This is a genomic window from Kitasatospora sp. NPDC002040 (assembly GCF_040296785.1).
Taxonomy (GTDB): Bacteria; Actinomycetota; Actinomycetes; order Streptomycetales; family Streptomycetaceae; genus Kitasatospora.
Genome location: NZ_JBEOXV010000007.1, coordinates 128,092 through 141,957 on the forward strand (window position 1 = coordinate 128,092; position 13,866 = coordinate 141,957).

At 70.6% G+C, this 13,866-nt stretch carries 12 protein-coding genes; 5 read left to right on the forward strand and 7 right to left on the reverse strand.

Translation table 11 applies throughout. The annotated features are described in order from the left end of the window. The first annotated feature begins 131 nt into the window (after positions 1 to 131). The 4 genes from ABT118_RS18785 to ABT118_RS18800 all read left to right on the forward strand — a co-directional run bounded on the left by ABT118_RS18785 (position 132) and on the right by ABT118_RS18800 (position 3,037). On the forward strand, positions 132 to 1,337 hold the full coding sequence (locus tag ABT118_RS18785) for a phosphoglycerate kinase (protein ID WP_350669869.1): 1,206 nt from the start codon (positions 132 to 134) through the stop codon (positions 1,335 to 1,337). 4 nt (positions 1,338 to 1,341) lie between these two features. Then, the gene (tpiA, locus tag ABT118_RS18790; protein ID WP_350669870.1) at positions 1,342 to 2,127 is read left to right on the forward strand and encodes a triose-phosphate isomerase; all 786 of its coding nucleotides are present in this window, start codon (positions 1,342 to 1,344) and stop codon (positions 2,125 to 2,127) included. Between the two features lie 86 nt (positions 2,128 to 2,213). Next, positions 2,214 to 2,450, forward strand: coding sequence for a preprotein translocase subunit SecG (gene secG, locus ABT118_RS18795; RefSeq protein WP_350669871.1), 237 nt, complete (start codon positions 2,214 to 2,216; stop codon positions 2,448 to 2,450). Positions 2,451 to 2,749: 299 nt separating this feature from the next. After that, a complete protein-coding gene (locus tag ABT118_RS18800) occupies positions 2,750 to 3,037 on the forward strand; it encodes an RNA polymerase-binding protein RbpA (RefSeq protein WP_057240347.1) in 288 nt (95 codons plus the stop codon). An 87-nt stretch (positions 3,038 to 3,124) separates the two neighbouring features. Here the strand turns inward: ABT118_RS18800 and ABT118_RS18805 are convergent, their stop codons facing one another. The 6 genes from ABT118_RS18805 to tkt all read right to left on the reverse strand — a co-directional run bounded on the left by ABT118_RS18805 (position 3,125) and on the right by tkt (position 11,739). Further along, complete coding sequence (locus ABT118_RS18805; RefSeq protein ID WP_350669872.1) at positions 3,125 to 4,882, reverse strand: hypothetical protein; 1,758 nt, start codon at positions 4,880 to 4,882, stop codon at positions 3,125 to 3,127. Positions 4,883 to 4,945: 63 nt separating this feature from the next. Continuing rightward, complete coding sequence (gene pgl / locus ABT118_RS18810; protein ID WP_350669873.1) at positions 4,946 to 5,722, reverse strand: 6-phosphogluconolactonase; 777 nt, start codon at positions 5,720 to 5,722, stop codon at positions 4,946 to 4,948. Then, on the reverse strand, positions 5,719 to 6,840 hold the full coding sequence (opcA, locus tag ABT118_RS18815; RefSeq protein WP_350669874.1) for a glucose-6-phosphate dehydrogenase assembly protein OpcA: 1,122 nt from the start codon (positions 6,838 to 6,840) through the stop codon (positions 5,719 to 5,721). The genes pgl and opcA overlap by 4 nt, the downstream gene beginning before the upstream one ends. After that, positions 6,837 to 8,402, reverse strand: a complete 1,566-nt coding sequence (zwf, locus tag ABT118_RS18820) for a glucose-6-phosphate dehydrogenase (RefSeq protein WP_350669875.1) — start codon at positions 8,400 to 8,402, stop codon at positions 6,837 to 6,839. Before zwf ends, opcA begins: the two co-directional genes overlap by 4 nt. Positions 8,403 to 8,444: 42 nt before the next feature. Beyond that, on the reverse strand, positions 8,445 to 9,560 hold the full coding sequence (gene tal, locus ABT118_RS18825; RefSeq protein ID WP_350669876.1) for a transaldolase: 1,116 nt from the start codon (positions 9,558 to 9,560) through the stop codon (positions 8,445 to 8,447). A gap of 82 nt (positions 9,561 to 9,642) precedes the next feature. Then, on the reverse strand, positions 9,643 to 11,739 hold the full coding sequence (tkt, locus tag ABT118_RS18830; RefSeq protein ID WP_350669877.1) for a transketolase: 2,097 nt from the start codon (positions 11,737 to 11,739) through the stop codon (positions 9,643 to 9,645). Between the two features lie 447 nt (positions 11,740 to 12,186). On the opposite strand from tkt, the gene ABT118_RS18835 reads away from it, so the two are divergent. After that, on the forward strand, positions 12,187 to 13,128 hold the full coding sequence (locus tag ABT118_RS18835) for a heme o synthase (RefSeq protein WP_350669878.1): 942 nt from the start codon (positions 12,187 to 12,189) through the stop codon (positions 13,126 to 13,128). Positions 13,129 to 13,174: 46 nt separating this feature from the next. On the opposite strand, the gene ABT118_RS18840 is transcribed toward ABT118_RS18835, so the two are convergent. Next, on the reverse strand, positions 13,175 to 13,816 hold the full coding sequence (locus ABT118_RS18840) for a DUF2461 domain-containing protein (protein ID WP_350669879.1): 642 nt from the start codon (positions 13,814 to 13,816) through the stop codon (positions 13,175 to 13,177). Between the last annotated feature and the right edge of the window lie 50 nt (positions 13,817 to 13,866).

Here is a 13,866-nt window from a genome sequence, read left to right on the forward strand (position 1 = left end):
AGCTGACGTGATGTGAGGGAGAGGGCCCGGACGAAGCCGTTCGGGCCCTCGCTCTGCGTTCCCTCTGGCTCCAACCGGCGGCCCGCTGACGTGCCTCCACCACTCTTGCTCCCCCAGGAGATTCGAAGACCGTGAAGACCATCGAAGACCTCCAGGTCGACGGCCGGCGTGTGTTCGTCCGGGCCGACCTGAACGTGCCGCTCTCGGACGGCCGGATCACCGACGACGGCCGGATCCGCGCCGTCGCCCCGACCATCGCCAAGCTGGTCGCCGCCGGCGCCAAGGTGATCGTCGCGTCCCACCTGGGCCGCCCCAAGGGCGAGCCCGACCCGCAGTACTCGCTCGCCCCCGTCGCGGTCCGCCTCGGCGAGATCCTCGGCCGGTCCGTGTCCTTCGCGACCGACACCGTGGGCGAGAGCGCGAAGGCCACCGTCGCCGCCCTGGCGAACGGCGAGGTCACGCTGCTGGAGAACCTGCGCTTCAACGCCGGCGAGACCGCGAAGGACGACGCCGAGCGCGGCGCCTTCGCGGACCAGCTGGCCGAGCTGGCCGACCTCTACGTCGGCGACGGCTTCGGTGCGGTGCACCGCAAGCACGCCTCGGTCTTCGACCTCCCGGCCCGCCTGCCGCACGCGGTCGGCGACCTGATCGCCACCGAGGTCGGCGTGCTCAAGCGCCTGACCGACGAGGTCGAGCGCCCGTACGTGGTGGTGCTCGGCGGCTCCAAGGTCTCCGACAAGGTCGGCGTGATCGACAACCTGCTCGGCAAGGCCGACCGCATCCTGATCGGCGGCGGCATGGCCTACACCTTCCTCGCGGCCCTGGGCCACGAGGTCGGCATCTCGCTGCTGCAGAAGGACCAGATCCCGGTCGTCCTGGAGTACCTGGAGCGGGGCAAGGCCAACGGCGTCGAGTTCGTCATCCCGGTGGACGTCGCGATCTCCGCCAGCTTCCCCGACACCAAGACCTTCGCCCCGGTCGAGGACTTCGAGGTCGTCGACGCGGACAAGATCCCCGCGGACAAGGAGGGCCTGGACATCGGCCCGAAGACCCGGGAGCTGTTCGCCGAGAAGCTGGCCGACGCGAAGACCGTGTTCTGGAACGGCCCGGTCGGCGTCTTCGAGCACCCGGCCTTCGCCGAGGGCACCAAGGCCGTCGCGCAGGCGCTGCTCGACAGCGACGCGTTCACCGTGGTGGGTGGCGGGGACTCCGCCGCCTCCGTCCGCATCCTGGGCTTCGACGAGACGAAGTTCGGGCACATCTCGACCGGCGGTGGCGCGAGCCTCGAGTACCTGGAGGGCAAGACCCTTCCCGGTCTCGCCGCCCTGGAAGGCTGAGTACATGACCGAGCGTCTCCCGCTGATGGCGGGCAACTGGAAGATGAACCTCAACCACCTTGAGGCCATCCAGCACACCCAGAAGCTGGCCTTCGCGCTGGCCGACAAGGACTACGAGGCCGTCGAGGTCGCCGTCCTGGTCCCGTTCACTGACCTGCGCTCCGTGCAGACCCTGGTCGACGGCGACAAGCTGAAGATCAAGTACGGCGCCCAGGACCTCTCGGCGCAGGACTCCGGTGCCTACACCGGCGAGATCTCCGGCCCGATGCTGTCCAAGCTGAAGTGCACCTTCGTGGCGATCGGCCACTCGGAGCGCCGCCAGTACCACGGCGAGGACGAGGACATCGTCAACGCCAAGGTCAAGGCCGCCTACCGCAACGGGATCACCCCGATCCTCTGCGTCGGCGAGCCGCTGGAGGTCCGCAAGGCGGGCACCCACGTCGCGCACACCCTGGCCCAGCTCGACGGCGCGCTCCGCGAGGTCTCGGCCGAGCAGGCCGAGTCGATCGTGGTCGCGTACGAGCCGGTCTGGGCGATCGGCACCGGCGAGGTGGCCACCCCCGAGGACGCGCAGGAGGTCTGCGCCGCGATCCGGGTCCGCCTCGGCGAGCTGTACTCGGCCGAGCTGGCCGACAAGGTCCGGGTGCTGTACGGCGGTTCGGTCAAGTCCTCCAGCGCGGCCGGCCTGATGGCCAAGCCGGACGTGGACGGAGCGCTGATCGGCGGAGCCTCGCTCGACGCCGACGAGTTCGTCAAGATCGTGCGCTACCGTGAGCAGGCAGTAGGCTAACGCCGCTCCAGCAACGTAGGCTTTGGGGCCGGGACCGCATCGAGCGGCCCGGCCCTTCGCCGAAGATACGAGAGATTGGTCCCGCTGTGGTTCTCGGGTTCACGATTGCCCTGATCGTCTTCAGCCTGCTGATGATCCTCCTGGTGCTGCTGCACAAGGGGAAGGGCGGCGGTCTCTCCGACATGTTCGGTGGCGGCGCGATGTCCACCGGTGGCGGCTCGGCCGTGGCCGAGCGGAACCTCGACCGCATCACCATCATCGTCGGGATCGGCTGGTTCGCCTCCATCGTCGTGCTCGGCCTGGTGCTCAAGTACAAGAGCTGATCCCGGCTTCTGCCACACATCTGACGCTCCGTCGGTCCGCCGCTTATGCTCGGAACGGTGAAGTGCCTGAAGTGGTGCGGACAGATCCTTAACCGCTGCTTACACTAGGACGACTTCGCCACCGTCCGCCGGCTTCGGCATGGCGGCAGTGGATACCGGCTGCCGCCCTGCCGTCACTCCGGGCACGGGTGAACGCCCCTCTTCGGGCAGCGGCCGAGATCGCATCGCACCAGCACGCAGGGAGTCAGACCGTGGCAAGTGGCAACGCCATTCGTGGCAGCAGAGTCGGCGCCGGGCCGATGGGCGAGGCGGAGCGCGGCGAGTCCGCCCCCCGAAACCGGATCTCCTTCTGGTGTGCCAACAAGCACGAGACCAAGCCCAGTTTCGCTGCCGAAGCGGTCATCCCGGACACCTGGGACTGCCCCCGCTGCGGCTTCCCCGCCGGCCAGGACGAGCACAACCCGCCCGCCCCGTCCCGCAACGAGCCCTACAAGACCCACCTCGCCTACGTCCGCGAGCGCCGCACCGACGCCGACGGCGAGGCGATCCTCGCCGAGGCCCTGGCCAAGCTCCGCGGCGAGATCTGAGAGCCACCCGACGAGGTCGGATCGTTGCGACGGTCCGACCTCGTTCGTGCTTCCCGTTGCCTCATGGCCACCGCAGATGCCCGGTGGCTACTTGACCAGATCGGCCAGGCGGCCGCGGGCTTGAGTCAGCCGCCTGTCGTCGGAGACGGTTTCGAAGGCGGCAACGGCGCGTTCGAGCGCGGCGGCGGCGAGTTCCTGCTGCCCGAGCAGCAACCGGCACTCGGCCTGGTACTGCAGGACGATGCCCTGGAACTGTGGGGCGCCGATGGTCCGCCCGACATCCTCGAGGCGGAGCAACTCGTCCAGAGCACGGTCAAGTTGGGTCGTCATCGGTGTGCCGTCGCCGTCTCGGGCCTGCTGGGCGATCTCGTACAATGCGCGGCCGTGGGAGACGACGCGGGTGACCGCTTCCCGATGCAGGGCTGCCCATCGGCTGGTATCCAGCACAGGGTCGCGATCGGTCATCCGCTGATATCCCGACAAGGGCTCGGTGAAGTGGGCCGGGAGGCTCCACATCTCGTCGAGTTGCGCCCACACCTCCGGCCTGTCGGGGAAGGCCTGCCTGACGGCGCACCAGAGCAGGAGCGTTCGTACGGCTGGACCGAGCTCGTTGATCGCAAGGCTCAGGGTGAGCTGGTCGAGACGGTCGTGAAGCGCCCGAAGCAGGGTCGGGATTGATTCGCCCTGATCTGTCCCGCCTGCGAGGAGGAGGGCTGCCACCAGATTGTGGTCCTCCTCGGCCAGCCACTGGGCGGAACGCCAGTCACCGGGGCCGGTCTGGATGTGAGCGGCGACGTTGCAGTAGTGGTCGAGCAGGCGACGCAAGGCGGGTTCTGTGTCGTCAAGGGCGAGTTCTGCGGCGAAGAGCTTGACCAGGTCGTGCAGTCGATAACGTCCGTGCTCGGCGATGACCAGGTGTGCGCGGGTCAACGACCGTAGCAGGCGGGCTGCTTCGCGTGGGGGGAGGTCGACCAGGGCAGCGGCGGCGGGGAGACCGATGTCCGGGCCCAGGTTGTGTCCGAGGAGGGCGAAGAGACGGGCCTCCGCTTCGGGGAGCCGGCGGTAGGAGAGGTCGAACGCGGTCCGGACAGCGAGGTCGGGGCCGTAGTCGAGTTCGGTGAGGCGTTCCTGGGCGTCCGTCAGGTCCTCGACCAGTTCCTCGGGGGAGCGTTCGGTGAGGAGGGCGGCGGCGATCCGCAGGGCCAGGGGGAGGTGGCCGCAGAGTTCGGCCAGGGCGGGGTGGTGTTCGGAGGGGCCGGCCAGTTCGGTGAGGAGGGGGACCGACTCGGGGAGGACGTCCACCACGAAGTGGCGGGGGGTCAGAGTGCGGTCGGTGAGCAGGTGGCGGCTGGTGACCAGGACCCGGTGGCGGGGGTCGTTGGGCAGCAGCGGGGTGACCTGGTCTGGGGTGGCCGCGTTGTCGGCGACGATCAGGACCGGCTCGTGGGTGGCCAGCAGGGAGCGGTAGAGCTGCTGTTTGGCGCCGAGGCCCGGGGGAGTGGGCAGGTCGGTGAGGGCGGGGAGCAGGGCGTCCAGGGCCTGTTCGGGGGAGAGGCGGGCGCTGTCGTAGCCGTGCAGATCGACGAAGAGGGTGCCGCCGGGGTACCGGTCGCGCAGTCGGTGGGCGGCCTCGACGGCGAGTGCGGTCTTGCCGATGCCGCCGAGGCCGGCGAGCAGGCAGGTGCCCGGGGCAGTCAGGAGTTCGGTCAGCAGTGCTTCGCGGCCGACGAAGAGCGAGCGCGGGGGCAGGCCCGAAGGGGTGGGGTGGCGACGGGAGTTGGTGAGGTTCACGGTGTCGGCCTGGATCACGTGCTCGAACTCGCCGCCGCTGATGGTGTTTCCCACAGGGGAGTTCTACCAAAGAGGCCCGGTTCCGCGAGGCGGAACCGGGCCCTTCGGGACGCTGCCTCAGGGGGAGGCGGGCGGGTAGAGCTGGGGCGGGAGCTTGGCGGCTGCCGTCCGGTCGAGCAGCCAGAGCGTGCGGGCGGTGCCGTACGCGCCGGAGGCCGGGGCCTGGATCTCGCCCGGGCCGGTGAGGGCCAGGGCGACGGCGTCGGCCTTGTCCTCGCCGGCTGCGAGCAGCCAGACCTCGCGGGCCGCCCGGATGGCCGGGAGGGTGAGCGAGACCCGGGTGGGCGGGGGCTTGGGGGCACCCCGGACGCCGACCACGGTCAACTCGGTCTCCCGGACACCGGGGTGGCCGGGGAAGAGCGAGGCGACATGGGTGTCGGGTCCGACGCCGAGCAGCAGCACGTCGAAGGCGGGGACCGGACCGCGCTCGGCAGCCTTGGCCAACTCCTCGGCGTAGCGGGCCGCGGCGGCCTCCACGTCCGAGCCGTCGACCCCGTCCGAGGCGGGCATCTCGTGCACCCGGGCCGGGTCGAGCGGGACGGCGTCGAGCAGCTCGGCCCTGGCCTGGACGGCGTTGCGGTCCGGGTCGGCGGCGGGGACGAAGCGCTCGTCGCCCCACCACAGGTCGAGCCTGGCCCAGTCCACCGCGTCGCGCGCCGGGGAGGCGGCGATCGCGGCGAGCAGGGCGTTGCCGTTCCGACCGCCCGTCAGCACCACCGAGGCGGTGCCGCGGGCGGCCTGGGCGTCCACGATCCGGGTGATCAGGCGGGCTGCGGCGGCCTGCGCCATCAGCTCCTTGTCCCGGTGGACGACGAGCTGTGGGACGCTCGTCACGAGCCCGCCTTCTTGGTGGCGCGCTTGGCCGGGGCCTTCTTCGCCACCGCCTTCTTGGCCGGGGCGGCCTTCTTCGCGGCGGCCGGTGCCTTGGTGGCCGGTGCCTCGGCGGGCACCTTGGCGGTCACCCGGGGCGGGGCGGCCACGGCCGCCTCGACCACCGGGGCGGGGGCCGAAGGGGCCTCCGCAGCGGGCTCCTTGAGCCGGTCCACCGGGGTCCGCACCGCGGCCGCGTAGATGTCGTCCGGGTCGAGCCGGCGCAGCTCCTCGGCGATCAGCTCCGAGGTCTCGCGGCGCTTGAGCGCGACCTGGCGGTCCGGCGCACCGGGCATCGACAGTGTGCCCATCAGGCCGTCCGGACGGTCCAGGACGATGGCGCCGTCCTTGCTCCGCAGGGTGACCGAGGTGATGCCGGGCCCGCCGGTGACGACCCGTTCGACCGGGACGTGCAGCCGGGTGGTCAGCCAGAGGCCGAGCAGCTCGACGCTCGGGTTGTACGACTCGCCCTCGACCACGGCCGAGGTGATGGTGACCGGGTACTGGTCCAGGGCGGCGGCCAGCATCGAGCGCCAGCCGGTGATCCTGGTCCAGGCGAGGTCGGTGTCGCCGGGGGTGTAGCTCTCGGCCCGCTGGGCGAGCTGGCCGACCGGCGACTCGGCGGTGACCGCGTCGGTGATCCGGCGCTGGGCGATCGCGCCGAGCGGGTCCTGGGCCGGGTGCCGGGGTGCGTTCTCCGGCCACCAGACCACCACGGGGGCGTCCGGGAGCAGCAGCGGCAGCACCACCGACTGGGCGTGGGCGACGAGTTCGCCGTGCATCCGGAGAATGACGGTCTCGCCCGAGCCCGCGTCGGAGCCGACCAGGATCTCGGCGTCGAGCCGGGTCTCGGCCCGGGCCCGGGGCGAGCGCCCGGCCCGCTTGATCACGGCCAGGGTGCGCGAGGGGTGCTCGCGGGAGGCGTCGTTGGCGGCCTTGAGGGCGTCGTACGCGCTGCCCTCGTCGGTCACGATCACCAGGGTGAGCACCATGCCGGCCGCGGTCGAGCCGCTGGCCCGGCGGGCGTCCATCAGGGCCGCGTTGATCTTGCTGGACGTGGTGCTTGTCAGGTCGATCTTCATGGGCGACGCCAGCTCCTGCCGTCTCGTGCGAGCATCTCGTCCGCCTCAGCGGGGCCCCAGGTGCCCGAGGAGTACTGGGCGGGCTTGCCGTGGGTGTCCCAGTACTGCTCGATCGGGTCGAGGATGTCCCAGGAGAGTTCGACCTCCTGGTGCCGGGGGAACAGGTTGGCGTCGCCGAGCAGCACGTCGAGGATGAGCCGCTCGTACGCCTCGGGGCTGGACTCGGTGAAGGACTCGCCGTAGGCGAAGTCCATCGTCACGTCCCGGACCTCGAACGAGGTGCCCGGCACCTTGGAGCCGAACCGCACCGTGACGCCCTCGTCCGGCTGCACCCGGATCACCAGGGCGTTCTGCCCCAGCTCCTCGGTGGCGTAGGAGTCGAACGGCAGGTACGGGGCGCGCTGGAAGACCACCGCGATCTCGGTCACCCGGCGGCCGAGCCGCTTGCCGGTGCGCAGGTAGAACGGGACGCCCGCCCAGCGGCGGTTGTTGATCTCCAGCTTGATGGCCGCGTAGGTGTCGGTCTTGGAGTTGGGGTCGATGCCGTCCTCGTCGAGGTAGCCGACCACCTCCTCGCCGCCCTGCCAGCCGGCCGCGTACTGGCCGCGCACGGTGTGCTTGCCCAGGTCCTCGGGGAGCTGGACGGCGCTGAGCACCTTGAGCTTCTCCGCCACCAGCGCCTTCGGGTGGAAGGACGCGGGCTCCTCGATGGCGGTCAGCGCCATCAGCTGGAGCAGGTGGTTCTGGATCACGTCACGGGCGGAGCCGATGCCGTCGTAGTACCCGGCCCGGCCGCCGATGCCGATGTCCTCGGCCATCGTGATCTGCACGTGGTCGACGTACGACCGGTTCCAGATCGGCTCGAACATGGTGTTGGCGAAGCGGAGCGCCAGGATGTTCTGGACGGTCTCCTTGCCGAGGTAGTGGTCGATCCGGAAGACCTCGTCACGGGGGAAGACCTCGTGCACGATCCGGTTCAACTCCTGGGCGCTCTCCAGGTTGTGGCCGAACGGCTTCTCGATCACCGCACGGCGCCAGGAGCCCTGCGGCGGGTCGGCCAGGCCGTGCTTCTTCAGCTGCTGGACGACGTTGGGGAAGAACTTCGGCGGCACCGAGAGGTAGAAGGCGAAGTTGCCGCCGGTCCCCTGGGCCTGGTCGAGCTCCTCGATCGTCTTGCGCAGGGTGTCGAAGGCCTGGTCGTCGTCGAAGGTGCCCTGGACGAACCGCATGCCCTTGGCCAGCTGCTGCCAGACCTCCTCCCGGAAGGGGGTGCGGGCGTGCTGCTTGACCGCGTCGTGGACCTCTGCGGCGAAGTCCTCGTCCTCCCACTCGCGGCGGGCGAAGCCGACCAGCGAGAAGCCCGGCGGCAGCAGGCCCCGGTTCGCCAGGTCGTAGATGGCGGGCATCAGCTTCTTGCGGGACAGGTCGCCGGTGACCCCGAAGATGACCAGGCCCGACGGCCCCGCGATGCGCGGGAGCCGTCGGTCTGCGGGGTCACGCAGCGGATTCGAGGGCGGGAGCGGGGGATCGCCCTGCTCGACCTCTGGGTATTCGTTGCTCACTGGTTGGTGCTCCGCTTCCGTGGACGTGCTTGTGAGCAGGTGTCAGTTCTCGTCGGAGAATGCGGCGAGCGAGGCGGTGACGGTGTCGAGGAGCTCGATCCAGGACTGCTCGAACTTCTCCACGCCCTCGTCCTCCAGGACCTGGACCACGTCGTCGTAGTCCACGCCGGCGGCGGCGATGGCGTCCATCACGGCCTTGGCGTCGGCGTAGTTGGGGGTGATGGTGTCCCCGGTGACCACGCCGTGGTCGCCGGTGGCGTCCAGGGTGCCCTCGGGCATGGTGTTGACGGTGCCGGGGGCGACCAGCTCGGTCACGTACAGGGTGTCCGGCAGGTTCGGGTCCTTGACGCCGGTCGAGGCCCAGAGCGGACGCTGCGGCTTGGCGCCGGCGGCCTCCAGCGCCTTCCAGCGGTCGGAGGAGAAGACCTCCTCGTACGCCTGGTAGGCGAGGCGGGCGTTGGCCAGCGCGGCCTTGGAGCGGAGCTCCTTGGCGTCGCCGCCGATCTTGTCGAGGCGCTTGTCGATCTCGGTGTCCACGCGGGAGACGAAGAACGAGGCGACCGACTCGATCCCGGACAGGTCCAGGCCGCCGGCCTTGGCCTGCTCCAGACCGGTCAGGTAGGCGTCCATCACGGCGCGGTAGCGCTCCAGCGAGAAGATCAGCGTGACGTTGACGCTGATGCCCTTGCCGAGCACCTCGGCGATGGCGGGCAGGCCGGCCTTGGTGGCGGGGATCTTGATCAGGACGTTCGGACGGTCCACCAGCCACCACAGCTGCTTGGCCTCGGCGACGGTCGGTGCGGTCTGGTGCGCCAGGCGGGGGTCGACCTCGATCGAGACCCGGCCGTCGCGGCCGTTGCTGGCGTCGTAGACCGGGCGCAGCACGTCGGCCGCGTCCCGCACGTCCGAGGTGGTGATCATGCGGATCGCCTCGTCGGTGGTCACCTTGCGGACCGCGAGGTCGCGCAGCTGGCCGTCGTAGGCGGAGCTGCCGCCGCCGATCGCCTTCTGGAAGATGGTCGGGTTGGTGGTGACACCGACCACGTGCTTGCTCTGCACCAGCTCGGCCAGGTTCCCGGAGTTCAGCCGGTCGCGGCTCAGGTCGTCCAGCCAGATCGCCACGCCCTCGTCGCTGAGGCGCTTCAGTGCGTCAGTCATGGTGCTACTTCCTCTTTTTTCCGTTGGGCAGTCAGTCAGACGGGGCCGGGCGCCCGAAGGCACCCGACCCCCCGGGGTACGACTAGCGCGAGATGGCCTCGACGGTGCGCAGCGAGGCGCGGGCGGCGTTGGCCACCGCGTCGGCGGTCAGGCCGAACTCGCGGAAGAGCACCTTGTAGTCGGCGGAAGCACCGAAGTGCTCCAGGCTGATGATCCGGCCGGCGTCGCCGACCAGCTCGCGCCAGCCCTGCGCGATCCCGGCCTCGACCGAGACCCGGGCCCGGACGTTCGGCGGCAGCACGCTGTCCCGGTACGCCTGGTCCTGCTCGTTGAACCACTCGATCGACGGCATCGACACCACGCGGGTGGGGATGCCGTCGGCCTCCAGCTCCTCGCGCGCGGTGACCGCGAGCTGGACCTCGGAGCCGGTGGCGATCAGGATCACCTTCGGCGCCGAGTCGGAGGCCTCGGCCAGCACGTAGCCGCCCTTGGCGGTGCCCTCGGCGGAGCCGAAGACCTCGCGGTCCCAGGTGGGCACGTTCTGGCGGGTGAGCGCCAGGCCGACCGGGCCGGGGTGGCTGGTGTGCCGCTCCAGGATGGTGTGCCAGGCGACCGCGGTCTCGTTGGCGTCGGCCGGGCGGACCATGGCCAGGCCCGGGATGGCGCGCAGCGAGGCCAGGTGCTCGACCGGCTGGTGCGTCGGGCCGTCCTCGCCGAGACCGATCGAGTCGTGCGTCCAGACGTAGGTGACCGGGATCTTCATCAGCGCGGCCAGCCGGACGGCCGGGCGCATGTAGTCGGCGAAGACCAGGAAGGTGCCGCCGAACACGCGGGTCTTCCCGTGCAGCGCGATGCCGTTCATGGTCGAGCCCATGGCGTGCTCGCGGATGCCGAAGTGGATCGTCCGGCCGTAGGGGTTGGCCGACTTCAGCGGGTTGCCCTCGGGCAGGAAGGAGCTGCCCTCGTCGATCGTGGTGAGGTTGGACTCCGCGAGGTCGGCCGAGCCGCCCCACAGCTCCGGGATCACCGCGCCGAGCGCCTTGAGGGTGTCGCCGGACGCCTTGCGGGTCGCGACCTCCTTGCCGGCCGGGAAGACCGGGACGGCCTTCTCCCAGCCGTCGGGCAGCTCGCCGGCGCTGATCCGGTCGAACTCGGCGGCCCGGCCCGGGTTGGCCTCGCGCCAGGCGTGGAAGCCCTGCTCCCACTCGTGCCGGGCGGCCTTGCCGCGCTGGACGACCTCGCGGGCGTGGTTGATGACGGCGTCGGTGACCTCGAAGGTCTTCTGCGGGTCGAAGCCCAGCACCTTCTTGGTGGCCGCGATCTCGGCCTCGCCGAGCGCCGAGCCGTGCGCCTTCGCGGTGTTCTGCGCGTCGGGGGCGGGCCAGGCGATGATCGTGCGCATCGCGATGATGGACGGGCGCGCGGTCTCGGCCTTGGCCGCGTCCAGCGCCGCGGCCAGCGCGAGCACGTCGATGTCGCCGTCCGACTTCGGGGTGACCCGCTGCACGTGCCAGCCGTACGCCTCGTAGCGGGCCAGCACGTCCTCGGAGAAGGCGGTGTCGGTGTCGCCCTCGATCGAGATGTGGTTGTCGTCGTACAGCGCGACCAGGTTGCCCAGCTTCTGGTGGCCGGCCAGCGAGGACGCCTCGGCGGAGATGCCCTCCTCCAGGTCGCCGTCGCTGACGATGGACCAGATGGTGTGGTCGAACGGGGAGGTGCCCGGGGCGGCCTCCGGGTCGAACAGGCCGCGCTCGTAGCGGGCGGCCATCGCCATGCCCACCGCGTTGGCGATGCCCTGGCCGAGCGGGCCGGTGGTGGTCTCGACCCCGGCCGTGTGGCCGTGCTCCGGGTGGCCCGGGGTGCGGCTGCCCGCGACCCGGAACGCCTTCAGGTCGTCGAGCGACAGCCCGTAACCCGACAGGTAGAGCTGGGTGTAGAGGGTCAGCGAGGTGTGCCCGGGGGAGAGCACGAAGCGGTCGCGGCCCACCCAGGCCGGGTCCGTGGGGTCGTGGCGCAGGAAGCGCTGGAAGATCAGGTATGCCGCGGGGGCCAGGGACATGGCCGTCCCCGGGTGTCCGTTGCCGACCTTCTGGACCGCGTCCATGGCCAGGACCCGGGCGGTGTCGACCGTCCGCTGATCCAGCTCGGTCCACTCGAAAACGTTCGGCGTGGTGCTCACCCTGTCTCAGGGCTCCTTCCGTATATGAAGAGTGACCCCGTGAGGGACCGGGTCGGCCACGGCGCTGTGGACCTGACGTCTCGTCGGTTCCGGTCACGGAGGGTTGATCCCGCTTCTCTGTGCGAGCCTACCGCCCGTGCGGTACTTCACCCTGCGTGGCGGGACAACGGTCGCTCTCCGGGCCGGATTACCCGAATACCGTGTCACCTGCGCCTGTCCTACCCTCACCCGGAACGGCCGGTGCGGCGCGTCCACGCACCAAGACGGGGGACGCGGCCGGTTTGCGGTGATTCACCCGCCGGTGTGCGGTTCCGCCTCGCCGGAGGACCCCGGGGCCGGTCGCGAGATACGGAGCGTCTAAGGTGGCGTGGTACGCGCAGCGCGAACAGATCGGCGCCGACTGGTCCCGAGGACGCCTGTGAAGATTCATCGTGAGTTGGGGTGTCCGTGACCGCCGTTGAATCCCGCCCTGCCGGGGTGGTGGGGACGACTCCCGCGCGCCGGCCGCTCGGGGCCCGTGTCGGGGCGTTCGTCGCACTGACCAAGCCTCGGATCATCGAGCTGCTGCTGATCACCACCGTCCCGGTGATGTTCCTGGCCCAGCGCGGTGTCCCCGATCTGCTGTTGGTGCTCTGGGTGGTGATCGGCGGTTACCTGTCCGCAGGCGGCGCCAACGCGCTCAACATGTACATCGACCGCGACATCGACGCGGTGATGACCCGCACCGAGCGCCGCCCGCTGGTGACCGGCATGGTCTCGCCGCGCGAGGCGCTGGTCTTCGGCATCGCACTGGCGATCGGCTCGACCGTCTGGCTCGGGCTGCTGGTCAACGCGCTCGCGGCCGGACTGGCGCTGACCGCACTGCTCTTCTACGTCTTCGTCTACACCCTCGGGCTGAAGCGGCGGACGGCGCAGAACATCGTCTGGGGCGGCATCGCCGGCTGCATGCCGGTCTTCGTCGGCTGGGCCGCGGTCACCAACACGGTGTCCTGGTCCGCGCTGGTGCTGTTCCTGGTGATCTTCTTCTGGACGCCGCCGCACTACTGGCCGCTCTCGATGAAGGTCCGGGACGACTACGCCCGGGCCGGCGTCCCGATGCTGCCGGTGATCAAGGGCAACCTCGCGGTGGCCCGGCAGATCGTGGCGTACTCCTGGGTGATGGTGCTGGTCTCGCTGGCGCTCTGGCCGCTGGCGCACACCAGTTGGCTGTACCCCGTCTCGGCGGTGCTGCTCGGCGCCTTCTGGCTGAAGGAGGCGCACGGCCTGCACGCCCGCGCCAAGGCCGGGCTGGTCGGGGCCAAGCTCAAGGAGATGCGGCTGTTCCACTGGTCGATCACCTACCTGACCCTGCTCTTCGTGGTCATCGCGGTGGACCCGTTCATCCCCTGACGGACCTTCGGAGAAGGGCCCTGCCTCGTCGAGGCAGGGCCCTTTCTCATCGCTCGGGCAGCTCGCTCGGGCCCACGTGCCCGTCCAGCCAGGACATCAGCGGCTGCGAGGCGCGGAGGAAGCCGACGATCGGCTCCAGCGCCGCCGCGGTGCCCAGCCAGGCCGCCGGCTCCCACTCCTGCCAGGCCACCAGGCCCTTGTTGCGCAGCAGTTCGATCCGCGGGTGGTCCTTGGCGATGCCGCGCGGGGCGGTCTTCAGCGCGTCCCGCCCGTGCACCCCGGGCCCGGCCGCCTCGACCGCGGCGATCACCCGCTGCAGCTCGGCGCCGCTCAGGTCCTCGGCCACGGCGGCGCGGTAGCGGGCCAGTTGGTCGGTGGCCAGCTGGTACATCCCGTTGCCGCAGGCCAGCCCGTCGGCGGAGAGCTGGATGTAGCCGCCGCCCTCCAGGTAGCCGCCGATGTGGGTCTTGTACGGGGACTTGTCGGCGCTGAAGCGGACGTCGCGGTTCGGCCGGAAGATCTTGCCGGGGCCGAACTCCGGCTCCAGCGCGTCCAGCAGCTCGACCATCGGGGTGCGCACGTCCCGCTCGTAGCGGGCGCGCTGGGCCTGCCAGAACGTCCTGGAGTTGTCGGTCTCCAACTGCTCGTAGAACTCGAGGGCCTCGGCGGGCCAGCCATGGAAGGTCACACCGCCAGCCTAGGTACTCCGGCGGTGTGTTGGGCTCCACACGCCGCTCC

What these genes read in the sequence shown, in the direction of transcription:
- ABT118_RS18800 (WP_057240347.1), top strand. Translation starts at nt 2,750, where the DNA reads ATGGGCGAGGCGGAGCGCGGCGAGTCCGCCCCCCGAAACCGGATCTCC.
- tpiA (WP_350669870.1), top strand. Translation starts at nt 1,342, where the DNA reads ATGACCGAGCGTCTCCCGCTGATGGCGGGCAACTGGAAGATGAACCTC.
- opcA (WP_350669874.1), bottom strand. Translation starts at nt 6,840, where the DNA reads ATGAAGATCGACCTGACAAGCACCACGTCCAGCAAGATCAACGCGGCC.
- tal (WP_350669876.1), bottom strand. Translation starts at nt 9,560, where the DNA reads ATGACTGACGCACTGAAGCGCCTCAGCGACGAGGGCGTGGCGATCTGG.